General features: G+C 67.1%; 25 protein-coding genes. 14 read left to right on the top strand and 11 right to left on the bottom strand.

Features of this window, described 5'->3' with window-relative positions:
• Window positions 1-13: 13 nt before the first annotated feature.
• Window positions 14-355, bottom strand: coding sequence for an ATP-dependent Clp protease adapter ClpS (clpS, locus tag AC1DYU_RS02910; protein WP_158486274.1), 342 nt, complete (start codon window positions 353-355; stop codon window positions 14-16).
• Between the two features lie 281 nt (window positions 356-636).
• Here clpS and kdsA point away from each other — a divergent pair, with 281 nt between their 5' ends.
• Together kdsA and AC1DYU_RS02900 are read left to right on the top strand one after the other, a co-directional pair.
• Window positions 637-1,509, top strand: a complete 873-nt coding sequence (gene kdsA, locus AC1DYU_RS02905; protein WP_476790333.1) for a 3-deoxy-8-phosphooctulonate synthase — start codon at window positions 637-639, stop codon at window positions 1,507-1,509.
• Entirely contained in the window at window positions 1,502-2,716 is a 1,215-nt protein-coding gene (locus AC1DYU_RS02900; RefSeq protein ID WP_476790332.1) for an MFS transporter, read from the top strand. The genes kdsA and AC1DYU_RS02900 overlap by 8 nt, the downstream gene beginning before the upstream one ends.
• 164 nt (window positions 2,717-2,880) lie before the next feature.
• On the opposite strand, the gene queF is transcribed toward AC1DYU_RS02900, so the two are convergent.
• Window positions 2,881-3,336 (bottom strand): preQ(1) synthase, encoded by a 456-nt coding sequence (gene queF, locus AC1DYU_RS02895; RefSeq protein ID WP_476790331.1) that lies wholly within the window; start codon window positions 3,334-3,336, stop codon window positions 2,881-2,883.
• A gap of 276 nt (window positions 3,337-3,612) precedes the next feature.
• Here queF and AC1DYU_RS02890 point away from each other — a divergent pair, with 276 nt between their 5' ends.
• Window positions 3,613-3,822: a hypothetical protein gene (locus tag AC1DYU_RS02890; protein WP_476790330.1), complete on the top strand. Its 210-nt coding sequence runs from the start codon at window positions 3,613-3,615 to the stop codon at window positions 3,820-3,822.
• A 348-nt stretch (window positions 3,823-4,170) separates the two neighbouring features.
• On the top strand, window positions 4,171-5,454 hold the full coding sequence (eno, locus tag AC1DYU_RS02885; RefSeq protein WP_476790329.1) for a phosphopyruvate hydratase: 1,284 nt from the start codon (window positions 4,171-4,173) through the stop codon (window positions 5,452-5,454).
• Between the two features lie 63 nt (window positions 5,455-5,517).
• On the opposite strand, the gene AC1DYU_RS02880 is transcribed toward eno, so the two are convergent.
• Window positions 5,518-6,204 carry a hypothetical protein gene (locus AC1DYU_RS02880; protein WP_476790328.1) on the bottom strand — a complete coding sequence of 229 codons (687 nt, stop codon included), beginning with the start codon at window positions 6,202-6,204 and terminating at the stop codon, window positions 5,518-5,520.
• A gap of 221 nt (window positions 6,205-6,425) precedes the next feature.
• On the opposite strand from AC1DYU_RS02880, the gene AC1DYU_RS02875 reads away from it, so the two are divergent.
• A complete protein-coding gene (locus AC1DYU_RS02875; RefSeq protein ID WP_476790327.1) occupies window positions 6,426-7,340 on the top strand; it encodes a DMT family transporter in 915 nt (304 codons plus the stop codon).
• On the opposite strand, the gene AC1DYU_RS02870 is transcribed toward AC1DYU_RS02875, so the two are convergent.
• From AC1DYU_RS02870 to AC1DYU_RS02860, 3 genes are all read right to left on the bottom strand, one after another.
• Window positions 7,320-8,105 (bottom strand): hypothetical protein, encoded by a 786-nt coding sequence (locus AC1DYU_RS02870; protein ID WP_476790326.1) that lies wholly within the window; start codon window positions 8,103-8,105, stop codon window positions 7,320-7,322. The two genes, AC1DYU_RS02875 and AC1DYU_RS02870, sit on opposite strands and share 21 nt — an antisense overlap.
• Window positions 8,102-9,283, bottom strand: a complete 1,182-nt coding sequence (tgt, locus tag AC1DYU_RS02865; protein ID WP_476790325.1) for a tRNA guanosine(34) transglycosylase Tgt — start codon at window positions 9,281-9,283, stop codon at window positions 8,102-8,104. Before tgt ends, AC1DYU_RS02870 begins: the two co-directional genes overlap by 4 nt.
• A 75-nt stretch (window positions 9,284-9,358) precedes the next feature.
• On the bottom strand, window positions 9,359-10,216 hold the full coding sequence (locus AC1DYU_RS02860) for a LysR family transcriptional regulator (protein ID WP_476790324.1): 858 nt from the start codon (window positions 10,214-10,216) through the stop codon (window positions 9,359-9,361).
• Window positions 10,217-10,309: 93 nt separating this feature from the next.
• Here AC1DYU_RS02860 and AC1DYU_RS02855 point away from each other — a divergent pair, with 93 nt between their 5' ends.
• Both AC1DYU_RS02855 and pstS read left to right on the top strand, forming a co-directional pair.
• Window positions 10,310-11,191: a DMT family transporter gene (locus AC1DYU_RS02855; RefSeq protein ID WP_476790323.1), complete on the top strand. Its 882-nt coding sequence runs from the start codon at window positions 10,310-10,312 to the stop codon at window positions 11,189-11,191.
• A 143-nt stretch (window positions 11,192-11,334) separates the two neighbouring features.
• Window positions 11,335-12,378: a phosphate ABC transporter substrate-binding protein PstS gene (gene pstS, locus AC1DYU_RS02850; RefSeq protein ID WP_476790322.1), complete on the top strand. Its 1,044-nt coding sequence runs from the start codon at window positions 11,335-11,337 to the stop codon at window positions 12,376-12,378.
• On the opposite strand, the gene AC1DYU_RS02845 is transcribed toward pstS, so the two are convergent.
• From AC1DYU_RS02845 to AC1DYU_RS02830, 4 genes are all read right to left on the bottom strand, one after another.
• The gene (locus AC1DYU_RS02845) at window positions 12,362-12,718 is read right to left on the bottom strand and encodes an ArsC family reductase (RefSeq protein WP_476790321.1); all 357 of its coding nucleotides are present in this window, start codon (window positions 12,716-12,718) and stop codon (window positions 12,362-12,364) included. The two genes, pstS and AC1DYU_RS02845, sit on opposite strands and share 17 nt — an antisense overlap.
• A gap of 11 nt (window positions 12,719-12,729) precedes the next feature.
• Complete coding sequence (locus AC1DYU_RS02840; protein ID WP_476790320.1) at window positions 12,730-13,437, bottom strand: glutathione S-transferase N-terminal domain-containing protein; 708 nt, start codon at window positions 13,435-13,437, stop codon at window positions 12,730-12,732.
• 120 nt (window positions 13,438-13,557) lie between these two features.
• Window positions 13,558-14,151 carry a hypothetical protein gene (locus AC1DYU_RS02835; protein WP_476790319.1) on the bottom strand — a complete coding sequence of 198 codons (594 nt, stop codon included), beginning with the start codon at window positions 14,149-14,151 and terminating at the stop codon, window positions 13,558-13,560.
• Between the two features lie 84 nt (window positions 14,152-14,235).
• Window positions 14,236-14,970: a GntR family transcriptional regulator gene (locus AC1DYU_RS02830; protein ID WP_476790318.1), complete on the bottom strand. Its 735-nt coding sequence runs from the start codon at window positions 14,968-14,970 to the stop codon at window positions 14,236-14,238.
• A gap of 319 nt (window positions 14,971-15,289) precedes the next feature.
• Between AC1DYU_RS02830 and AC1DYU_RS02825 the strand changes: the two genes are divergently transcribed.
• From AC1DYU_RS02825 to AC1DYU_RS02795, 7 genes are read left to right on the top strand one after another with little or no spacing between them, the layout of a single operon-like run.
• Window positions 15,290-16,339: an ABC transporter substrate-binding protein gene (locus tag AC1DYU_RS02825; protein ID WP_476790317.1), complete on the top strand. Its 1,050-nt coding sequence runs from the start codon at window positions 15,290-15,292 to the stop codon at window positions 16,337-16,339.
• A gap of 2 nt (window positions 16,340-16,341) precedes the next feature.
• Window positions 16,342-17,409, top strand: a complete 1,068-nt coding sequence (locus tag AC1DYU_RS02820) for an ABC transporter ATP-binding protein (protein WP_476790316.1) — start codon at window positions 16,342-16,344, stop codon at window positions 17,407-17,409.
• Window positions 17,409-18,245: an ABC transporter permease gene (locus AC1DYU_RS02815; protein WP_476790315.1), complete on the top strand. Its 837-nt coding sequence runs from the start codon at window positions 17,409-17,411 to the stop codon at window positions 18,243-18,245. The genes AC1DYU_RS02820 and AC1DYU_RS02815 overlap by 1 nt, the downstream gene beginning before the upstream one ends.
• Entirely contained in the window at window positions 18,242-19,042 is an 801-nt protein-coding gene (locus AC1DYU_RS02810; protein WP_476790314.1) for an ABC transporter permease, read from the top strand. The genes AC1DYU_RS02815 and AC1DYU_RS02810 overlap by 4 nt, the downstream gene beginning before the upstream one ends.
• Window positions 19,042-19,950: a polysaccharide deacetylase family protein gene (locus tag AC1DYU_RS02805; protein WP_476790313.1), complete on the top strand. Its 909-nt coding sequence runs from the start codon at window positions 19,042-19,044 to the stop codon at window positions 19,948-19,950. Before AC1DYU_RS02810 ends, AC1DYU_RS02805 begins: the two co-directional genes overlap by 1 nt.
• 42 nt (window positions 19,951-19,992) lie before the next feature.
• The gene (locus tag AC1DYU_RS02800) at window positions 19,993-20,901 is read left to right on the top strand and encodes a polysaccharide deacetylase family protein (RefSeq protein ID WP_476790312.1); all 909 of its coding nucleotides are present in this window, start codon (window positions 19,993-19,995) and stop codon (window positions 20,899-20,901) included.
• Window positions 20,901-21,557 (top strand): aspartate/glutamate racemase family protein, encoded by a 657-nt coding sequence (locus tag AC1DYU_RS02795; RefSeq protein ID WP_476790311.1) that lies wholly within the window; start codon window positions 20,901-20,903, stop codon window positions 21,555-21,557. The genes AC1DYU_RS02800 and AC1DYU_RS02795 overlap by 1 nt, the downstream gene beginning before the upstream one ends.
• A gap of 13 nt (window positions 21,558-21,570) precedes the next feature.
• On the opposite strand, the gene AC1DYU_RS02790 is transcribed toward AC1DYU_RS02795, so the two are convergent.
• Window positions 21,571-23,109, bottom strand: a complete 1,539-nt coding sequence (locus tag AC1DYU_RS02790) for an amidohydrolase family protein (protein WP_476790310.1) — start codon at window positions 23,107-23,109, stop codon at window positions 21,571-21,573.
• Window positions 23,110-23,242: the final 133 nt, after the last annotated feature.

Raw genomic sequence — 23,242 nt, 5'->3', positions numbered from 1 at the left:
CGAACTCAAAACTCTACTTCTTCTCCATCACGCATTGGAGCGGATGCATGTGCTTGCGCGCAAGATCCATGACGAGCGTGACCTTCGTCTCGGCGACCTCATAGGTAAAGACACCACATTCGCCGACGCCGTTTTGATGCACATGCATCATGATCTGGGTGGCAGCGGCACGGTCCTTCTGGAAGAAGCGTTCGAGAACGTGAACGACGAATTCCATCGGGGTGTAGTCGTCGTTCAGCAGCAGGACACGATAGAGGTTCGGCTTGCGGGTTCGGGTCCGGGTCAGGACAGCCGTGCCGGTCCCGTCACGGCCGCCATCGGTCGGTGGCGGCGGCCGCTTGGGGCGATCGGCCATTCCCCTCGGTTCGACCAGGGCAGCCGGCGGCGGCACCACGGCATCGCCCGACGCCCCGGTGTTCCCTGCCTGCCTGGTCATGGCTGCCATTGTTCTCAAGATCGGTCCCTGGCGTTCCCACCCGACATAATGCCTCGCCGATGAATTTACAGACCTCGCCGCTGCTTCGCCAGTCCGTTCGACGCAATGTCGCAGCTTATCCGCATTGCAGGCGGTTTGGCTTGACCCACCGGCCCCGCCGGACATAAGCCCGGCGCCTGACCGCAAAGGGGACGCCGCCCATGACCGCCAACGCCATCGTCTCCATCGGCGCCGATCTGCCGTCTCCGGTTCGCTTCGGCAACAGCCTGCCGCTCTCCGTGATCGCCGGCCCGTGCCAGATGGAAAGCCGGGACCATGCGCTCGAGATGGCCTTCGCGCTGAAGGAGATCGCCGATCGGCTCGGCATCGGCCTCGTGTTCAAGACCTCCTTCGACAAGGCCAACCGGACCAGCGTGCGGGCCGAGCGCGGCATGGGGCTCAAGGCCGCCCTGCCCGTCTTCGCCGAAATCCGCGAAGCGACCGGACTGCCCGTCCTGACCGATGTGCACGAAGCAGGCCAATGCGCCGCCGTGGCGGAATGCGTCGATGTGCTGCAGATCCCGGCCTATCTCTGCCGGCAGACCGACCTGCTGGTCGCGGCGGCGCAGACCGGGCGTGTCGTGAATGTGAAGAAGGGTCAGTTCCTGGCGCCCTGGGACATGGTCAATGTCGCCGCGAAAATCACCGAGAGCGGCAACCCCAACGTCATGCTGACCGAACGGGGCGCGTCCTTCGGCTACAACACGCTGGTCTCCGACATGCGCGCGCTCCCGATCATGGCGCAGACGATCGGCGCGCCGGTGATCTTCGATGCCACGCATTCGGTGCAGCAGCCGGGCGGCAAGGGCTCGTCCTCCGGCGGCCAGCGCGAATTCGTGGGTGTTCTGGCGCGGGCTGCAGTCGCGGTCGGCGTCGCGGGCGTGTTCATCGAGACGCATGAAGACCCCGACAACGCACCCAGCGACGGCCCCAACATGGTGCCGCTGAGCGCCTTCCCTGCGCTGATCGCAGAGCTGCAAAGCTTTGATCGACTTGCCAAGGCCAAGGCCAAGCCTACGCTGGCTTATGTCTGACACGCCCGCACCGGCGCCGCCCTCCGCGCCGGCGCCCATCTCCCTGACCCCGCTCATCCTGGTCCTCGGCGCCTGTGGCTTCGCCTCGACCTTCACCATGCGGATCATCGATCCGCTGATCCCGACGCTCGCCGGTGAGTTCGGCCGCAGCGTCCCTCACATCGTCATGATGGTGACGGCCTTCTCGCTGTCCTATGCGCTGGGCCAGCCGTTCCTAGGCCCGCTCGCCGACGCGATTGGCAAGGTCCGCACGATCCTGATCTGCCTGCTGGCCCTGGCGCTGTTCTCGTCGGTCGCCGCCCTGTCCGGCAGCTTCGAAGTGATGGCCGTGGTGCGGGCCGTCACCGGCGTCGCGTCGGGCGGGATCATCCCGATCGCAATGGCAGCGATCGGAGATCGGGCGCCGATGCAGGAGCGCCAGATCGCGCTCGGCCGGTTCACCGTGCTGATGATCATCGGGCAGATGTCGGGCTCGGCCTGCTCAGGGCTGATCGCGACGCATATCGGCTGGCGCGCCGCCTTCCTCTCGGCGGCGCTCATCGCGACGCTGGCGGCCATCCTCGTTGCGGTGGTGCTGAAACCCCGCCGCAACGTCACGCGCCAGAAACTCAGCCTCTCCGGCGCGCTCGCCAATTATCGCACCGTCTTCTCCAACCCGAGGACCAAGCTGCTCTACGGCCTGGTGATCATCGAGGGAATCCTGCTGTTCGGCATCCCGGCCTATGTCGCTGCGATCCTGTTCGAGCGCTCGGACGTCGGCCCGGCACAGGCGGGTCTCGTCATCGCCGGCATGGGATTCGGCTGCCTGGTGTACGGCCTGTCGACCCGCATCCTCGTCGAGCGGCTCGGGCCGAAGCTGATGACCCGCACCGGCGGCGTGATCTGCGCCATCGGGCTCGCCCTCTTCGCCTTCGACTGGCCCTGGTGGAGCGCGATCCCGCTCTTCGGTCTGCAGGGCTTCGGCTTCTTCCTGCTGCACGGCACCTTCCAGGCACAGGCGACCGAGCTTGCGCCAAGCGCGCGCGGCTCGGCGATGGCGCTGTTCGCCTGCTGTTTCTTCCTCGGTCAGGCGACGGGCCCGCTGGTGATGGGATCGGCGATGCACCTGATCGGGACCGGTGCGGCGATCCTGCTGTTCTCCGTTGCGATCGTGGTGTTCGGCTACGTCACGCCGCGCATCATGCCGCTGGCCGGCAGCCGCACCTGAGCCGTATCGGCTTTCGCGCCCGGACATCGTCACATTTCGGCAGCAGCCGGAACGGAATCTCGTCTCCGCGTATAGGCATGCTCTCATGAGCAATGCGCCTGCCGAGCAAAGGACACTGCGCCGGTGGCAATGATCGCGGCAAACGGCTCGCTCGGGCCGGACGCCTAGCGCCCGCGATAGGGCGCGACGCCCTGGTCGGGAAGCCAGAGGCCCTTCGGCGGCTCGCCCGTCTGCCAGAACACGTCGATTGGGATGCCGCCACGCGGATACCAGTAGCCGCCGATCCGGAACCACTCCGGCTCGAGCAGTTCGACGAGGCGCTTGCCGATCCCCACGGTGCAGTCCTCGTGGAAGGCGCCATGGTTGCGGAAGGCGCCGAGATAGAGCTTCAGCGACTTCGATTCGACCAGCCACTGATCCGGCAGGTAGTCGATGACGAGGATGCCGAAATCGGGCTGACCGGTGACGGGACAGATCGAGGTGAATTCGGGACAGGTGAAGCGCGCGAGATAGGACGTGCCCTGGTGCGGATTGGGCACGCGGTCGAGGCGCGCCTGGTCGGGCGAAGCAGGCAGCTCGGCATGCTGCCCGAGTTGCAGGGTCGAGGCGTCGATCGACATCGGAGGCTCCTGAGGTTTGCCGCCTTCTAGAGCATTGCGCGAGGCCGTGGGAACCGGTTTTCGCAGTCAGGGTTCCGCCGGCGGGACGTCGACGCAGCGCTTCGGCCGGATGCAACGGGTACGAACCCGCTACGTGCCATCAATTTGATTCAAATCGCGCCGCGGCCGTAAACAGGATCGGAGCGGTCACCCCGCTACGACGCTTCTCCAGCCGGCAGATGTCACTGCGGCCTCCTGGACAAGCGATTCAGCCGACCGATGATTATTGCCGGTATCTTGTTTCTCATCGGGATTTTGATCGGCCTGTCCTATAATTACCTCGCGATCATCGCCGCGAGCCTGGCCATGACGCTCGTCATGATCCCGCTCTGGCTGGTGCGCGACGAATTCGGCTTCTTCAGCATCCTGGTCTGGGTCGGCTATCTCTTCGCGCTCCAGAGCGGGTTCCTCGTCGGCGGCTATGTCCGCACCGAGGATGATTCCTGATCACCAGAACCAGACGGCCCGGCCAGCGAACGCACACAGTCCCGCCCACCACGCCAGGGTGACGGCGACCGAGGCGAGGACGACCGCCAGGGACGGGCGGGGGCTATTGGGCATGATCCGGAACATTCTCGTCTCCCGATGAAACAGTCGGCTGTCAACATCGGCAGAACCGCAAGACGCGGGCCGGAGCCTGGCGAGAACAAGGCGAACGTCCTAGCTGTCGCGCGGCAGGTCTCGCTGGATTCCGCCGCCGTGGCCTGCTGGCGCGCGGATTGAGGCTTCCCGAGCGCCGGGACGTTGGCTAGAAGCGCGGCAGACACCCCTTCCCGCGCCCGCCACGGAGCTCCCATGACCGCGATCATCGACATCATCGGCCGTCAGATTCTCGACTCGCGCGGCAACCCCACCGTCGAGGTCGATGTGGTGCTGGAAGACGGCTCGATGGGCCGCGCCGCCGTCCCGTCAGGTGCCTCGACCGGCGCACATGAGGCGGTCGAGCTGCGTGACGGCGATAAGAGCCGCTATCTCGGCAAGGGCGTCCTGAAGGCGGTCGAGGCGGTCAATGTCGCCATCGCCGAGCAGCTCGTCGCCATGGACGCCGAGGATCAGGTCGCGATCGACCAGGCGATGATCGAGCTCGACGGCACGCCCAACAAGAGCAAGCTCGGCGCCAACGCGATCCTCGGCGTCTCACTCGCCGTCGCCAAGGCCGCTGCAGAAGCTGCCGGCCTGCCGCTCTACCGCTATGTCGGCGGCACGCAGGCGCGCGTCCTGCCCGTGCCGATGATGAACATCGTCAATGGCGGCGCGCATGCCGACAACCCGATCGACTTCCAGGAATTCATGATCATGCCGATCGGCGCACCGTCCTTCTTGGAGGGGCTGCGCATGGGCTCGGAGATCTTCCACACGCTCAAGAAGAAGCTCCACGACGCCGGCCACAACACCAATGTCGGCGACGAGGGCGGCTTCGCGCCCAACATCAAGTCGGCTGAAGCGGCGCTGGACTTCGTCATGCAGGCGATCGAGGCAGCCGGCTACAAGCCCGGCGAGGACATTGCGCTCGCGCTGGACTGCGCCGCGACCGAGTTCTTCAAGGACGGTGCTTACGTCTATGAGGGCGAGCGCAAGACGCGCGATCCCAAGGCGCAGGCGAAATACCTCGCCAAGCTCGTCGGCAGCTATCCGATCGTCTCGATCGAGGACGGCATGTCCGAGGACGACTGGGAGGGCTGGAAGGCGCTGACCGATCTCGTCGGAGCCAAGTGCCAGCTCGTCGGCGACGACCTGTTCGTCACAAACGTCACCCGCCTGTCGCGCGGCATCAAGGAGAAGACGGCGAACTCGATCCTGGTGAAGGTCAACCAGATCGGCTCGCTGACCGAGACGCTCGCCGCCGTCGAGATGGCGCAGCGTGCCGGCTACACCGCCGTGATGTCGCATCGCTCGGGCGAGACCGAGGATTCCACCATCGCCGACCTCTCGGTCGCGACGAATTGCGGACAGATCAAGACCGGCTCGCTCGCCCGTTCCGACCGGACGGCGAAGTACAACCAGCTCCTGCGCATCGAGGAAGAGCTCGGCGCGCAGGCGGTCTATGCCGGTCGCGCCGCGCTGAAGGCGCTGGCCTAGGGCCAGAGCATAGCTGACGCGTTTTCTTCATGCGAACCGGTATCCACTTCGCTTGAAAACGCTCTAGAGACGCGGCAGCAGGTCCGACGCGCGCGACAGCGTCCAGGTCCCCGCCGCGCCGACCAGGCCGACCGCGCCGGAGACCGCATCGCCGACGCGGGACACCGGTGCGGGCATGGTCACGCCCAGCACGCTGCGCTGCGGTGGTCTTGCCACCTCACTCGTCGCGGGAGCATTCGCCGCGACCTGCACTGAGGCCGGTGCGATCTGAAGCGGCGCCGTATCGGATACCGCCACGGCGCGTTCGATCGCGGGCCGGCGGGGCGGAAGCGCCTGCGCCTGCGCCTGGACGAGACGGGCGCGTGGTTCGGTTGCGGCAGTGGACCGGGCTTGCGGCAGGGCTGCGATCTCGACGACCGGCTGAGTCCATTCGAGCATCATCGGCATCACGATCGCGGCCGGGCTGAGCAGGCCCGGCAGATCCGATGCCCGCAGCGGCGCATCGCCGCCCGCCGCGTCCTGATGGCGCGCACGGATCTTGCCGTCGGACGCAACCGGCGAGACCCAGCCATCGGAGCTGCCCCGGCCGATATCGCTCTGCTCGGCAGCCGAGCCCGTGAACGGCAGCGAAATCCCGCCCGGAAGCGCAAGAAGCACCGCGGCAAGGGCGGACGCCGCGACAGAGATCGCCGCCTGGTTGCCGACGCCGCGCAGGAATCCCGCCGCTCCCGTGAAGATCGAACCCGACATGTCGATAAATCCCTCCATGAACCTGCACAGGAAGCACGGGAGGCCCGGCGCGAGAGCGGCCGAAGCGGGGAGCAATTGCGGTGCTTCGTCTCCAATTGTTTCTGCCGCAGCGCCATAGTCATGCTGCGCCCGCGAAGATGGCGCGCAGGCGCCATGCACCCGCAGCGCTAACGCCGCGCCGGCATTCGCGCGATACCGGCGGGATGGATCAGACGGCGCCGTTGTCCGAAGCGAACCAGAGCCGCGAGAAGCGGCGCTGGCGGCTGGCCTTTGCCGGCATGATGCTGGCCATGCTGATCTTCGGCTCCAATTTCGTCATCAGTCGCCATGCCGTCCTCAACGGCCTGACGTCGCATGATCTTCTCGCTCTGCGCTTCGGCGTCGCCGGCCTGCTGCTGCTGCCGGGCTTTCTCGCGCGCGGCGTCACGACATGCGGCGGCGTCGGCTGGGGACGCGGCATCACGCTGGCGCTGATGAGCGGCTTCCCGATGAGCTTCCTGCTGCTGACCGGCGTCACCTATGCACCGGCGGCCCACGGCGCGACGATCGGACCGGGCCTGGTGACGGTGATCAGCATCATCGGCAGCGTCGCGCTGTTCGGGGCCCTGATCACGCGACAGCTGGTACTCGGCATCATCGGTGTTCTGCTCGGCCTGGTCTGCCTCGGTATCGCCGGCACGACCCATACGAATCCGTCGATCCTGTTCGGTGATCTCTGCTTCGTCGGCGTCGGCCTGATCTGGGGCATGTATCCGCTGCTGGTCCAGCTCTGGCGGCTCGATGCGCTGAAGGTGACGAGCGTCGTCGCGGTGCTGTCGATGGCCTATCTGCCGTTCTACGCGCTGTTCTTCTTCCGCGGCTTCGATGTCGCGCCATGGTGGGTCATCGTGTTGCATGGGCTGAACCAGGGCGTGCTCAATGTCGTGCTCGGCCTGTGGCTGTGGAGCTTGGCGGCCCGCGCGCTCGGGCCGTCCGTGGCAGGGCGTTTCCCGCCGATGATCCCCGTCATCGGCACGCTCCTGGGCATCCCGGTCCTCGGCGAGATCCCGACCGGGCTGCAGGTCGCCGGCATCGGGCTGATCATCGGTGGGCTGTTCATCGCGTCCTGGCGGCGCTCAGCGCCCGCCTCGGCTTAGGCGCATCAGCCCGAGATTCCAGGCTACGCTGATGGCGAGCCCGAGCGTCAGCGCCAGGGCTGAGCCGAGCGGCACGGCGGCCAGGTAAACCGAGCCGATCGCCATGCCGAAGCCGATCAGGGGGAGCGCGCTGTTGGCGAGGACGGCGGCCATCGCCGGCCCGCCGATCCGGGGCTGAAGCATCGCGATCATGCTGGTCAGCACCACCGGCAGCGCCGCCAGCACGCCGGACCAGGCCGGGCCAACCTGCGCGCTGAGCGTCGTCACCACGGCGGCGAGCGTCGCGACGAAGCCGGCCCGCATCGGAATCAAATACCAGGGCCGGCTCTCCTGATGGTTCGGCCTGGCCGCGCGATAGCGCCGGAAGTGCCCGTGCAGGCTGCCATAGACCAGGGTCGTCGTGATCAGCAGAACCGGGAAGGACGGCTCCAAAGCACGCAGCAGGAGCAGCGCCGCGAGCCAGGCCAGCACGGCCGCGCTCAGGCAGACGAGCGTGCCAAAACGCTGCGCAAGGGGGACATAGACGAAACAGAGAGCCGCATTGGCGAGGTTTGCGCTCATGCTGCCGAGCGCGCCCTGCGCAATGAAGGCTGCGTCGTGGTCGAGGGCTAGGAAGATGTAGACCGGGCCGATCGAGATCGGCAGGGTCGCGATCATCGCGGCGATCATCGGGCCGCTGCGCTCGGCCAGCAGCGAGCAACCGACGACGACCGCCGCCGCGGTCGCCATCTTCAGGGCCAGCAGCAGAAACCAGGGGTCGATCACGCCGGCTCGCCGGCGGTGTCGCCCTTCGCCCAGTCTTCCTTCGTCTGCGCCACGAAATCCGCCAGCCGTCCGGCTGCGATCGCCGCGCGAAGCCCCGCCATCAACTCCTGATAATAGGCCAGGTTGACCCAGGTCAGCAGCATCTTGCCGAGCATTTCCTCGGATTTGACGAGATGGTGGAGATAGGCGCGCGACCAGCTGTTCGCGGCCGGGCAGGACGAGGCCGCGTCGATGGGGCGCGGATCGTCGGCATGTTTGGCGTTCTTGAGGTTCATCCGCCCGAAGCGGGTGAAGATCTGGCCGTGACGGCCGGCCCGCGTCGGCATCACGCAGTCGAACATGTCGATGCCGCGGCAGACCGCCTGGACGATGTCGTCGGGCGTGCCGACGCCCATCAGGTAGCGCGGCTTTTCCTGCGGCAGATGCGGCTCGACCGTCTCGATCATCGCCAGCATGATGTCCTGCGGCTCGCCGACCGCGAGCCCGCCGATGGCGTAGCCCTTGAGGTCCATGGCGACGAGTTCGCGGGCGCTCTCGACGCGCAGCGCCGGCACCGAACCGCCCTGGACGATGCCGAAGAGCGCCCTGCCCGCCGGATTGCCGAAAGCCTCCTTGCAGCGTTCCGCCCAACGCAACGACAGCCGCATCGCCTTCTCCGCGACCTTGTCCTCGCAGGGCAGCGAGACGCATTCGTCCAGCTGCATGACGATGTCGGACCCGAGCAGGTTCTGGATCTCGACGGAGCGCTCCGGGCTGAGCATGTGCTTGGAGCCGTCGATATGCGACTGGAAGGTGACGCCCTCCTCCGTCAGCTTGCGCAGATTGGCCAGCGACATCACCTGGAAGCCGCCGGAATCGGTCAGGATCGGGTGCGGCCAGTTCATGAAGCGGTGCAGGCCGCCGAGCTTGGCGACCCGCTCGGCACCGGGGCGCAGCATCAGATGGTAGGTGTTGCCGAGCACGACATCGGCGCCAAGCGCCCTGACCTGGTCGGGGTACATGCCCTTGACCGTCGCGGCCGTACCGACAGGCATGAAGGCCGGCGTCCGGATCACGCCACGCGGCATGCGGATCTCGCCGGTGCGGGCCGCGCCATCACGCGCGTGCAGATGGAAGGTGAAGTCGGCCGCGCTGGCTTCGGCTGCCGTGGTGTCAGTTGTGCTGGCGTCGGTTGTCATGATGTCAGTCTTCATGGACTGCGCGTTAAAGCAGTGCGGTCCGCGAAGGAAGTGCCGCCCGCGCTCGTCACCCGTTCACGGCACGCGAGCCAGGTCCGCGACGAGGTGCGCGGCGAGAAGCGTCGTCGCCTGCGGCGGGCTGGTGGCGCAGTGCAGCCGGATGTCGGCCTTCGGTAAGGGCGGCAGACCGTCTTCCGGCTTCAGCATGCGCAGGGTTGGCGGACAGGTCCCTGCCTTGACCACGGTGACGGCCAAGCCCTGGGCCGCCACGGCCTCGACCGCGCCGAGGCTGTGGCTTACGAAGGCAAGCCGCCAGCGCAAACCGGCGCGATCGAGTTCGGTCGTCGCCCATTGCCTGAACAGGCAGCCTTGCGGATAGAGCGCGACCGGCAGCGGCTGCTGCGCCAGCGCCGAGCGCGTCGCGCCAACGGCCCAGACCGCCTGCTCGTGCCGAAGGAAGGTCCCGCCGCCCTGCCCCTGCGGGTGCATCGCGATGACGAGATCGAACGCTTCGCCCAAGCGCTCCGTCATGGTCCCGGTCAGGCCGGTCTGCATCTCGACCTGGATGCAGGGATAGAGCGCGGCAAAACTCGCCAGCAATGGCGGTATGACGAGCGTACCGTAGTCATCCATCACGCCGAGCCGGACCTGGCCTTCCAGCCGATGCTCGGTCAGCCGCGCCACGGCTTCCGCATTGATGGCCAGGATCTGCCGGGCATAGCCGATCAGCGCTTCGCCGGGAGGGCTCAGTTCGACATGGACCGTGCTGCGGACGAGGAGTTCCGACCCGAGCCGATCCTCCAGCCGCCTGACCTGCATGCTGACCGCCGACTGGGTGCGGTTGAGCTGGGCTGCGGCACGCGTGAACGAACGCAGTTCGGCGACCGCGACGAAGGCCTGCAGCAGATCGGGGTCGAGCCTTGCGACGCTCATCACGTTTCCTGATCAGGCTTATGTCAGAAATTCCATTCCCTGATTGATCTCTTGTCCCGCAGAACCGGCGCAACGACAATGCGGAGACGGGCGATGAGCGAGTTTCTGGGTGTTCTGGCGGCGATGCTGTCGAGTGCGATCGGGGGCACGTCGATCGCGGCGACGCGCTTCGTCGTCGGCCGGACCGACCCGATGACGCTCGGCGCGCTTCGCTTCGGCATCGGCTTCCTCGGGCTTCTGCCGCTGGCACTGCTTCAAGCCGAAGCCTGGCCCGCCCGTCGCGACTGGCTGCTGGTTGCCGGATTGGGGGCGCTGTTCTTCGGGGTGTTTCCAATCCTGTTCAACGCCTCGCTGATCTTCACGACCGCCGCGCGCGGCGCGCTGGCGCTCTCGACCCTGCCGCTGCTGACGATGGTCGTCGCTGCGGCGCTTCGGGTCGAGCCGCTGACCTGGCGGAAAAGCATCGGCGTCCTGATCGCGATGGCCGGCGTGGCGCTGGCGCTGGCGACCGGTCTTTCCAGCTCGCCGGCGCAGGCCTGGCAGGGCGACCTGCTGATGATGGCGGCGGCGCTGTGCATGGCGTTCCACAGCGTCTGGTCGAAGCCGCTGATCGCGCGGTCAGGTCCGACGACCTTCACGACCATGGCGATGGGCGTCGGGGCGATCGGCCTGATCGGACTTTCCGCTGTGACCGGCGGCCTGCATCGGCTGGCCGACACCGGACCGGTGCAGTGGCTCGCCTTCGGCTATGTCGGGCTGGTCGGCAGCGCGCTCGCCTTCTTCCTCTGGTCCTTCGCGCTCGGGCGCACCACGCCGACGCGCGTCGCGGTCTCCGTCACGGTCAATCCGGTCAGCGCCGCCATCACCGGTGCCTTGCTTCTCGGCGAACCGGTCGGCTGGCACGTCATCATCGGACTGATAGCGGTGCTGTCGGGCATTGCGATCGCATCAGGGGCACAGCGAAAGAAGGCCTGATTCCGGAACGGCCAGTCTTGCGCGCCGATCCCCTCACGCATGCCGGCGGCGTCACGGCTCCGTCATCGCCGCGGCCTAGCAATGGCATCGTGGGCTGGGCCGGGATCGGCCTTTCGCCCGCGTTCGGTCGCAGGGAGTTCGCGATGAAGCCTCTGGTCCTTCTTGCTTTCGCTGGCGCGCTGCTGGCGTCCTCGGTCTCGCCCGGCCAGGCGGAGCCCCTGACCGGCGCGGGCTCGACCTTCGCCTTCCCGGTCATCGGGAAATGGGCGCAGAACTACCGGATCGCCAAATCGGACGGAGCCGAGATGGTGCCGCTCGACATCGGCGTCGATTACGAGCCGGTCGGCTCGCTCGGCGGCGAGGTCCGCGTGACGCAGCGCGCTACCGATTTCGGCACGAGCGACCGGCCTCTCTCGCCCGAGGAATTGATCCGGACGGCCCTGGTCCAGTTCCCGATCGTGATGGGCGGCATCGTCCCCGTCGTGAACATCGACGGCGTCGCCCCCGGCCAGATGAAATTCACCGGAGCGCTACTCGCTGACATCTATCTCGGCAAGATCAAGCGCTGGTCCGATCCCGCGATCGCCGCGGTCAATCCCGAGCTCAAGCTGCCCGACGCCGCGATCAACGTGATCTACCGCTCGGACGGCTCGGGCACGACCTTCAACTGGACCGATTATCTCGCCAAGGTCAGCCCCGAATGGCGCGACCGGATCGGCGCCAACACGCAGGTCGCATGGCCGACCGGCGCTGGTGCGGAACGGACGCAGGGCGTCGCGGGCGCCATCGGGCGGATCAAGAATTCGATCGGCTATATCGAGCTCGGCCAGGTCCTGCGCGCCGGCCTGACCTACGGGCTGGTGCAGAACAAGTCCGGCAACTTCATCAAGGCCGATGCCGCGAGCCTGCAGGCAGCTGCCGCCAGCGCCGAATGGGGCTCGACCCGGGATTTCGCGCTGATGCTGACCGACGCGCCCGGCGCCCAAGCCTACCCGATCGTCGCGACCACCTTCGCGCTCGTTCCCAAGCCGCTAACGAGGCGCACCCGCGACGTTCTGAACTTCTTCCGGCTCTCGCTCGATACCGGCGGCGCTGATGCGACCGCTCTCGGCTATGTGCCCTTGCCAGACGCGCTGGTGAACCAGGTCAAGGACTACTGGGCGGCAAACCTCAAGCCCGCGAGCTGAGCGCCGCCTCATAGATCGCGGGCTTGAAGCCGACGAGGGTCCGGCCACCGAGATCGAGCATCGGGCGCTTGATCATCGACGGCTGCGCCAGCATCAGGGCGATGGCCTTGCCCGCATCGAGCCCCTGCTTGTCCGCATCCGGCAAGGCCCGGAAGGTGGTGCCGGCGCGGTTCAGCACGGTCTCCCAGCCATGCTCGGCGACCCAGCGCTCCAAGGAGGCGCGGTCGATGCCTTCCGCCTTGTAGTCGTGGAAGGCATGGCTGATCCCCTGCGTCTCCAGCCAGGAGCGCGCCTTCTTCATCGTGTCGCAGTTCTTGATGCCGTAAATCGTCATCGCCATGCCGACGGTCCTCAACCCGGCCGCTTGGGGCTGTCCAGCCCGCGCTGCACGGCCGGCCTCGCCAAGCCGCGCTCCAGCCAGGCCGGCACGGCTTTCAGGCTGGCATAGTCGACCAGCTCGCCCGCACCATAGAAGCCGATGAGGTTGCGGACCCAGCCGAGCAGCGCGATGTCGGCGATGCTGTAGTCGGCACCCATGATCCAGTCGCGGCCCGTGAGCCTGGTTTCGAGCACGCCGAGCAGGCGCTTGCTCTCGGCGGCGTAGCGATCGCGCGGGCGCTTGTCCTCATAGTCCTTGCCGGCGAATTTGTGGAAGAAGCCGAGCTGGCCGAACATCGGCCCGACCGCCGCCATCTGGAACATCACCCACTGGATCGTCTCGTAGCGCGTCGCCGGATCGGCCGAGAGCAGCTTGCCGGTCTTCTCGGCGAGATAGATCAGGATCGCGCCCGACTCGAACAGGCCGAAAGGCTTTCCGCCCGGTCCGTGGGGATCGATGATCGCAGGAATCTTGCCATTGGGATTGAGCGAGAGGAATTCCGGCCCCCAGGTCTCGTTCTTGCCGATGTCGATGGTGTGGGGCTCGTAGGGAAGGCCCAGTTCCTCCAGCGCGATCGAGACCTTCACGCCATTGGGCGTCGGCAGCGAGTAGAGCTGGATGCGGTCGGGGTGTTCAGCCGGCCAGCGCGCCGTGATCGGAAAAGCGGACAGATCGGTCATCGAGGGCTCCACGGAATCGGATGATGTCGCGCCGGACGATAACCGCGCCGCAGCGACCTGTAACGTCGCGTCCGCGTGATGGCGGCTGCCCGCGGGAGGACTGGCGCAAGGCTTCCGACCTCAGTCCGCGATCGGCGCGAGCAGGCGCTGGGCCCATTCGGTTGCGGTTCCCGCAACAGCAGGGCGATCCTTGCCGCAGGTGAAGGCCGGGGCGCGATCGGCCATGGCCCGCGCCAGTTCATAGGCGTTCCGGTTCGCCCGGATGTCGACCGCGCCGACCAGGCAGGCCTCGCCACGGGCGACACGCATCACGGCGAGCACCTGCTGGCCGACCTGCGGGCTGTCCTCCTTGGGGAACAGCATCCGCACCGTCGCCGCATAGGGCGCAAAGCCGGCCGCGGGGCCAGTGCCACGCCATTCGACTTTGCTTCCGGCACTCCAGGCCTCGACCACGGCCGGAACCGGCTTCACCGCCGGGGCGCCCCGCCAGGCGAAGCCGATCCCGACGCGGGTGCCGAAGGCGCGCACCAGGACCTGCGCCTCGCCGAGGCCGGGGCAGGTCTTCGACTGATCGTCGTCGTCGCCGACCTGCTTGCCGATCGGCTGGAACTTGCAGGCCTTGTTCTCGATCGAGCTGTAGCGGCTTAGGGGTTCAGCGGCGAAGGCCGCCTGGCAGCACAGAGCCAGGCCAAGGGAGAGCAGGAAGGCACGCATCGGACGGCTCCTTGACCAGGCAGCCGACCATCGGACGCCTTGACGCAAGGTGCAACGACAATCCCGCCGGATGCGCCGGGACGCTCAGGCGACGGCGCCGGCGTCCGGGCCGATCCGCGGCTGGGGCAGGTGCGGTTCTGCGCCATATGCTGCGATCTCCTGGGCCAGCATCGCCTCGATTGGCGGGCTAGCATCGTCGCAGACGATCGGCCGCAGCCGCGTCTCGACCAGCGACAGGTGGCTGCTCATCGCCTTGACGGCCTTGTTGCGCTCGCCCGCCGCCAGCGCCTTGAAGATGTCGCGATGCTCCTCGCAGCCGCAGGCCGAGCCGGCCGTCGTCTCATAACGCCTCACCAGCATCATCGTCCGGCTGATCAGTTCATTGGCCTGGCGCTGGACGATCGGGTTGCCGATCATGTCCGCCAGCAGAAAATGGAAATCGCCCGAAAGCCTGAGCCAGGTCGGCTGGTCGCCGCGTCGCATCGCATCGGCTTCCGCCTCGACATGCTCGCGCAAGCGGGCGATCTGCGCCTCGGTCAGATTGTCAGCGAGATGAGCGACCATGCCGCTCTCCAGAATGCGCCGTGCCTCGTAGACGACGCGCCCCTCGCGTAGATCCGGCTCGATGGTGAAGGCGCCCCGGTTTTTGACGATCTCCAGCAGGCGCTCATGGCCGAGCCGGTGAAGCACCTTGCGGATGCGCTCGCGGCTGACGCCGAAGATCTCGGCCAGACGATGCTCGCCGAGCTTCATCCCGCCCGGCAGGCTGCCGGCGAGGAGGAATCGGGACAGGATCGCGTGAATCGTCGCTTCGTTCATGTCATCCGTCATAACGCACATTCGTGCCCGCAGACGATTTGGGCTTTCCCAAGAGCGGGGCCAGGGCAGCCGCCATCATATCATCGGGGCGCCGATCTTTATGCACATTTCGTTAGCGATTGTGCACAAAACTGACGCGTTGGCCTGTCACTTGCCTGTTCATTCGCCGAGATACGGAATGCGGATCGTGGCCTAAGCGCCTGATCCAAAATCCACTTTCCTGATTCTCTTTGAATGGCACCCGCTTGGCACGGCGGTTGCTGAAGCATTTCGGATGTCCGCGCCGCCTGGGAGCGCGTCGAAGCTGAAAGGCCAGACCATGATGAAGCTTTTCGAGGGCCAGCCGACCCGCCGCGGACTGCTCAAGGCCGCAACCGGCGCCGCGACGCTGATCGCCGCTCCGTCCGTGCTGCGGGCACAAACAAAGGAGCTGGTCGTCGGCGGCGCGGCCGGCCACAAGCCCTGGGTTGAGCAGATCGTCGTTCCCGCCTTCGAGAAAAAGTACAACTGCAAAATCCTGTTCGAGGGCACGCGCTCGCTCGTCAATCTCGAAAAGATGCAGAAGAACAAGGGCAGCCAGTACATGTCCGTCGTCCAGATGGACGATCCGGTGATGATCCTTGCCGTAAAGGAAGGCTTGCTCGACCCGCTCACACCGGCCAAGGCGCCCAACCTCGCAGATCTCCTGCCCGGCTCCACCCATATGGACGGAATGTGGGCGAACTACCTGCAGCCCTGGCTCGGCGTCGCCTACAGCAAAAGCGCGATGAAGACCCCGCCCTCCTCCTGGTCCGAGATGTTCGACCCGAAATACAAGGGCAGGATCGTCATCCCCTCGCTCCAGAACACCGAAGGCCTGCCGTCGCTGTTCGTGGCCGGGCTGCTCACTGGCGGCACGATGGAGAGCGTGCAGAAGGACACCGATGCCGGCTTCAAGAAGCTGGCTACGCTGAAGTCCAACCTGCTGACGATCTACACGCAGCAACCGCAGGCCTTCAATCTGCTCGAACAAAGCGAGGCCTGGATGATCGGGCCGGCAATGTCGTCCTATGTACTGGAGCGCAAGACGGCGGGCGCGCCGATCGACCTCGCAGCGCCCAAGGAAGGCGTCTTCGCCATGCCGTCGGGCATCGCGGTGATCAAGGGCGCCCCGCAATCCGAACTCGCCTTCGCCTATGTCAACGAGTTGCTCGGCGCCGAGCTGCAGAACAAGCTTGCCGGCCCGACGTTCTCGCTCGCCACCAACAAGGCGGTGCCGAAGCCCGAGGGCCTGGGCGCCGACGTCAAGATCCATCAAATCGACTGGGCCAATGTCGCCGCCCAGCGCAATGACTGGGTCAAGCGCTGGGACCGCGAGATGGCGATCTGAGCATGGCGGACGGGTTCCTCTCCGTCGCCGGGGCGGCGAAGACGTTCGGCGCGGCAACGGTGCTGGACGGCGTCGATCTCTCGATGAGCCGGGGCGAGTTCATCTCGCTGCTCGGTCCCTCGGGCTGCGGCAAGACCACGTTGCTGCGCATCGTGGCCGGGCTGATGCGACCCGACCAGGGCAAGGTCGCCCTCGATGGAGAGGACATCACGCGTCGCCCGCCGCATAAGCGCGACGTCAGCGTGGTGTTCCAAAGCTATGCGCTGTTCCCGCATCTCACAGTGGCGGAGAACGTCGCCTTCGGTTTGAATGCGCGCGGGGCGCCCGCCGCCGAGATCGCGCCGGCGGTCGGGCGCTTCCTCGCGCTCGTCCAGATGAGCGCCTATGCCGACCGCTCGATCAAGGCGCTCTCGGGCGGGCAGCAGCAGCGCGTCGCTGTGGCGCGAGCACTCGTCGTCGGGCCGAAGCTGCTGCTGCTCGACGAGCCCTTCTCGGCGCTCGACCGCAAGCTGCGCGAGACCATGCAGATCGATCTCAAGCGCCTGCTGCGCGAGGTCGGCACGACCGCGATCTTCGTCACGCACGACCAGGACGAGGCGTTGACGATGTCGGACCGGATCGCGGTGATGTACAAGGGCCGCATCGAGCAGCTCGATACGCCGGCCGAGATCTACCGGCAGCCGGCCACGCCCTTCGCGCTCGAATTCGTCGGCCTATCGACGCGCCTGCCGGGCAAGGTCACGGAGGCGGCGGACGGGTTCGTCACGGTCGCGACCGAATCCGGGCCGGTCCGCGCCAAAGGCAATTTCCTGCCGGGCAGCCCGGTGCTGATCGGCGTCAGGCCTGAGCGCATCGTGCTCGACCACAGCCATGCCAACCGGATCGAGGCGCGCCTAGTCGACGCGGCTTTCCAGGGCGCGCGGGTGCAACTGCACTTCCAGTCGCCACAAGGCGGGCAGATCCTCGTCGAGGCGCCGGTCCTGCCGGCGGCGGCCGGACCCGGCACGCCGCTCAAGATGTCCTGGGCCGTCGAGGACACGCTGCTTTATCCGGCGCCGGAGGCAGCGTGATGAATTCGGCTCGCCGCATCGACCCGGTCATCCTGCTCGCACTGCCCGCCGTGATCTATCTCACGGTCGTCTATGGCGTACCGCTGATCGTCCTGCTCGGGCGCAGCGTCATGGTCGGCGGCATGCCGTCGCTCGCGCCTTTCGTCAGCTTCCTGTCTGATCCGTTCAGTTGGACGGTGATCTGGAACACGGTTCGCATCGCCGTGCTGGTGACGCTGGTCTGCCTCTTCATCGGCTATCCCACGGCGCTGGCGCTGGCGCGCGCCGGCGGCCTGGCGCAGGCGCTCATCCTGGTCGCGATCATCCTGCCGCTGTCGGTCGGCGTCGTGGTCAAGGCCTTCGCCTGGCAGATCGTGCTGCGGCGCGATGGCGTCGTCTCGCAGTTCATGACGGGCCTGGGCCTGTGGAGCGAGCCGCAGCGACTGCTCTTCACCGAAGCCGGGCTGGTGATCGGCGCCGCCAATGTCTTCGTGCCCTTCATGATCCTGCCGATCTATTCGGTGCTGAAGCTGGTCGATCCGCGCCTCGGCGAGGCGGCCGCAACGCTGGGCGCCTCGCCGCTCTATCGCTTCTTCAAGGTGGCGCTGCCTTTGTCGCTGCCGGGCATCGTCACGGGCATCGCCTTCGTCTTTTCGATGGCGGCCTCGATGTATGTGATCCCCAACCTGCTGATCGGCGACCGTTTCCAGACGCTGGCGACGCTGACCGGCCGCTCCTTCCTGTTCATGCGCAACGAGCAACTGGGCTCGACGACCGCCGTGGTGCTGCTGGTGCTGACGCTGGCCGTGGTGATCGGCAGCGCGGCATTGTCGAAGCGGCTGGGAGGCGCCTCATGACCGCGATCGAACGCATCGCCTCGGCCGTCGTCTGGGCGCTGGCTGCCTTCACGGTCGTCTTCCTGCTGACGCCGCTGGTCGTGACCGTGCTGGTCTCGTTCGGGTCGAGCGCCGTCTTCACCCTGCCGGCGCCGAGCTGGTCGCTGCGCTGGTATCAGGCGCTCGGCCGCTCGCGCGAGCTCTGGCCGGTGGTCTGGGCCTCGGTCCAGCTCGCGGCGCTCTCGACGGCGGTTGCGCTGGTGCTGGGCACGCTCTGCGCCATCGGCCTGCTGCGCAGCCAGTTCAAGGCGCGCGATGCGATCGTCACCTTCCTGGTCTCGCCGCTGATGCTGCCGGGCCTCGTCATCGGCATCGCCATGCTGGAGACCTTCCGCGCCGCCGGCTTGCGCGATGTGTGGGCGAGCCTGATCCTGGCCCATGTCGTGATCACGCTGCCCTATGTGGTGCGCACCGTCTATGCGGCCTTGTCGCTGTTCGACTTCACCCTGATCGATGCTGCCCGCACGCTCGGCCTGCCCTACCCCAAGGCGGTGATGAAGGTGCTGGTGCCAGCACTGGCGCCGGCCTTCCTGACCTCGGGCATGTTCGCCTTCCTCGCCTCGATGGACAATTATCCGATCTCGATTTTCTTCACCAACGCCTGGACCAAGACCTTGCCGATCCAGATGCTGCAATATGTCGAGGAAAGCCCCGATCCGACGATCGCGGCGATCTCGGCCCTGCTGATCCTGCTCGCCGCCGCCGTGCTCGTCATCGGCGACCGTTTGGTGGGCCTGCGCCGCATGGCCGATCTCTGATGCTGCCTGCCCCCACGACCGACCGCGATTTCCGCGGCTATAGCGGCCAGCCGCCGGCGATCCGCTGGCCTGGCGACGCGCGTCTCGCCGTCTCCGTCGTCGTCAATGTCGAAGAGGGAGCGGAGCTCTCGATCGGCCAGGGCGACGAGCGCAATGAGGGCGTCTACGAGGTCGTCGAGGAGATCACCGGCGTCCGCGACCTCTGCATGGAGTCGCATTTTGAGTACGGCCCGCGCGCCGGCTGGCCCCGCATTCGCGCCTTGCTGAAGCAATACGGCGTCAGCGCGACGCTCAACGCCAATGGCCGGTGCCTGGCCCTTTCGCCGTGGCTGGCGCGCGAGGGCGTCGAGGACGGGCATGAGGTCGCCGCCCATGGCTGGCGCTGGGAGCGCCATGCCGACATGAGCGAGGCCCAGGAACGCGAGGCAATCGCGCGCACGGTCGCTGCGATCACCGAGGCCGCTGGGACCCCCCCAGTCGGCTGGCACACGCGCTCGGCCACCTCGGTCAACACCCGCCGGCTCTTGCGCGAGCATGGCGGATTCCTCTACGATTCCAACGCCTACAATGACGACCTTCCCTATCTGGTAGATGTCGAGGGCGCCGAGCACCTCGTCCTTCCCTATGCCTTCGACACCAACGACATGCGCTTCCAGCGCGGCGGCGGCTTCGTCTTCGGCGATGATTTCGCGCGCTACTGCATCGACGCCTTCGACCGGCTCTATGAGGAAGGCGGCGAGGCGCCACGGATGCTGTCGGTGGGGCTGCACTTACGCATCATCGGTCGGCCGGGGCGCATCGGCGGGCTCGAACGTTTCCTGGCGCATGCGGCGAGCAAGCCCGGCGTCTGGTTCGCGCGCCGCGATGCCATCGCGCGTCATTGGCTAGCGGCGCTCGGCAAGGGCTGAGCCGGTTCCCAACCCTGCCGCACCTGATCTAGAGTTCCCGGCATGACCCTGCGCGACCTCGAAGGCTATGCCGGCGCCTGGCCCGACATCACCTGGCCCAATGGCGGCAAGCTCGCCGTCTCCGTCGTGATCAATTTCGAGGAGGGCGCCGAGCTTCAGGTCGGCGACGGCGATCCGCGTTCGGAGAGCATGGGCGAGGTCATCAGCGTCGTGCCGGCCGGCAAGCGCGACCAGGGCCAGGAGCAGATCTTCGGCTATGGCATGCGCGCCGGGCTCTGGCGGATGCTCGACGCGCTCGACGAGACCGGCATCACCGCGACGATCTTCTTCTGCGGACGCGCCGTCGAGCGGGTGCCTGCGCTGGCGCGCACGGTCGTGGCGCGGGGTCACGAGCCCGCGGTGCATGGCTGGCGCTGGCGGCCGCATGCCGATTACGAAACGATCGAGGCCGAAGCCGCCGATATCGACACTTGCGTCGCGACCATCACGAACGCGACCGGCGTCGCCCCGGTCGGCTTTTTCTGCCGCGGCGGCGAAAGCCCGTGGACGCGGTCGCTGCTGGCACAGCGCGGCTTCCTCTACACCTCGAATGGCTTCGACGACGACCTGCCCTATTGGGACCGGACTTTGCCGGGGCAGCCGCTGCTGGTTGTGCCCTATTCGCTCGACAGCAACGACATGAAATTCTTCCACCCCAACGGCTTCGTGCGGGCAAGCGAGATGGTGGAGTACGTCACCGACGCGCTCGACGTGCTGGAGGCGGAGGCCGCGCGTGGCATGCCCCGCCTGCTCAATCTCGGCTTCCACCTGCGCATCGTCGGGCGGCCCGCGCGCTTCGCGGCCTTCCGCGATATCCTGAACCTGCTGGCGGCGCGGCGCGACAGACTCTGGATCGCGGGCCGTGCAGAGATCGCGCGCGCCTTCATCGCCGCCGTGCCGGAGAGCCCCTGATGCGCCTGCTCCTGGTCAACCCGAACACCAACGCCGCCACGACCGGCATGATGCGCGCCATCGCCCAGGCTGCGGCGCCGCGCAGCACGCTGATCGACGCGATGAGCGCGCCCTATGGCGTGCCGCTGATCACCAACGAGGAGGCCCTGGTGCAGGCGGCGAAGGCCGTGCAGGCGCTGGCCGGCGCAATCGCATCTGTCCCCCCGGACGGCGTCATCATCTCGGCCTTCGGCGACCCCGGACTGGCGGGACTGCGGCATCGGCTGTCATGCCCCGTCACGGGCATTGCCGAGGCCGGCATGGCGGAGGCCGGCTCCGGCAAGCGGCCCTTCGCCGTGGTGACCACGACGCCCGACCTCGTTGATTCGATCACGGCGCTGGCGCAGGCTTACGGCCATGGCGCCGCGATGCGCGGCGTCGCGCTGACCGAAGGCGACGTCCATGCCGTCATGGCCGATCACGAAACGCTGGTCGAAGCCCTCGCCAAGGCCTGCGCCCATGCCATCGAAACGATGGGCGCCGAGGCGATCGTCATCGGCGGCGGCCCACTGGGACAGGCGGCGCAATCGCTCAATCTGCGCTTTCCCGTGCCGATCATCGCGCCGATCCCCGCTGCCGTTCGGCTGGCGCAGAAGCGCTTCATGCGGGGGTTCTGAGGGATCGGCGAAGCTAGAAGCGCCCACTCGGGCGGTAGTGCGGCTCGTCGCCGAGCCCGTCGAGATAGCCGTCATAGAAGCGGCGGACATGCGGCAGCAGCGCCTGCGAGAGCGCCATGCGGTCGGTCTCGGCCAAAGTCTTCGGCCTAGCCAACGCCTCGGCGAGGCCGGCCAGTACGGCGTCGCGGTCGAGCTTCGTGAAGCGGCGTTCGCGATAGACCCACTCGCCTGAAATCATGACGCTGTGCACTGCCTTGATCTTGGCGCGCTGGACCAGCACCTCCACGAAGCCGAGCGCCTCATCCTGATAGGGCCAGGTCACGGCCGGCCAGTCGAACATCACGAGATCGGCGGCCATGCCGGGCTCGAGCCGGCCGATCCTGCCGGCAAAAGGCGTGGTGCCGGCACCGCCCTCGGTCGCCATCTTCAGCACCTGCGCCGGCGACGGATGGGGCGCATCGATGCCGGGCTCACGATGAGCGCGGAGCACCAGCCGCATCTCCTGCAGCATGTCGCGGTCGTCGTTGATGCCGGCCTCGTCGATGCCGATGGCGACGGGGATGCCGCGCGCCAGGAAGCGGTTGACCGGCGCGACGCCGCTCTTCAGGCGAAAATTGGACGAGCAGTTGTGGCAGACGCAGACCCCGCGCTCGGCCGCCAGCTCGATATCCGCCTCGCTCATCCAGACGCCATGTCCGATGGTGAAATGCGGCCCGAGCAGGCCGAGCCTGTCGAGATGGGCCAGCGCCGAGCCGCCTGTTCGCTTGCGGGCATAGGCCTTCTGGTAAGGCGTCTCCAGCACATGCATATGCACCGGCAGGCCCGTGCGTCGTTGCAACTCGCCGGTCGTCTCGAGTGCTTTTTCCGACAGCCAGTGCAGATTGGCCGGGGCGATCTGGACGCGGATGCGCTTGCCTTCGCCGTGGCGAGCGACGAGTTCGTCGAAGACCGCGACCTGATCTGAAAGCGGCACGGTGAAGCGCTGGAAGAAGGCGCTCGCGGCGGGCCGAAGTTCCTCCGGCAGGCGCGCGACGAAATCCTGGTCGGCCTCGTAGACCAGCCGGTTCTGGTCGCGCAGCGCCATCGAATAGGAGGCGCGCATGCCGATATCGCGATAGGCGGCGATGACCTTCTCGGCCGCGGCGAGGATGTCGGTCGGCGTGCCCGGCGCGCGGCTGTGCAGGTGCTGCACAGTGGTGATGCCGCTCTCGATCATCTCGAAGGCCGAGAACAGTGTGTCGGCATAAAGATCGACATCGCGCAGCGCGATCCGGCTGGCGAACCAGAGCTCCAGCGGATGATCGGGCGAGCCGAGCTGCAGCGGCGTCAGCCCGACATGATGGTGGGAATTGACGAACCCCGGCGTGATCGCGAAATCGCGCCCGCCGGTCACCTCGGCGTCCGGGTAGCGCGTCTTCAGCTCCGCCACCGGGCCGGTCGCGACGACGATTCCGGCTTCGCAGACCACGCCGGCATCGCCCAGGATGATGGGTTCGCCCGCAGGATCGAAGCCGGTGAGAAGCGTGGAGCCCCAGATGATCTGCGTGGTCATTGCGCTCCCAAAACCATCATCGCATATCCTCATCGTCATTCCGGGCAAGCGAAGCGCAGACCCGGAATCCATGCCAGAACGCTGGTCCGAAAGGTTCAGGCATGGATTCCGGATCGGCGCCGCTTCGCGGCTT

This window comes from Allobosea sp. P2_B12, assembly GCF_056404835.1.
This window is presented reverse-complemented; position numbering and strand designations above follow the sequence as displayed.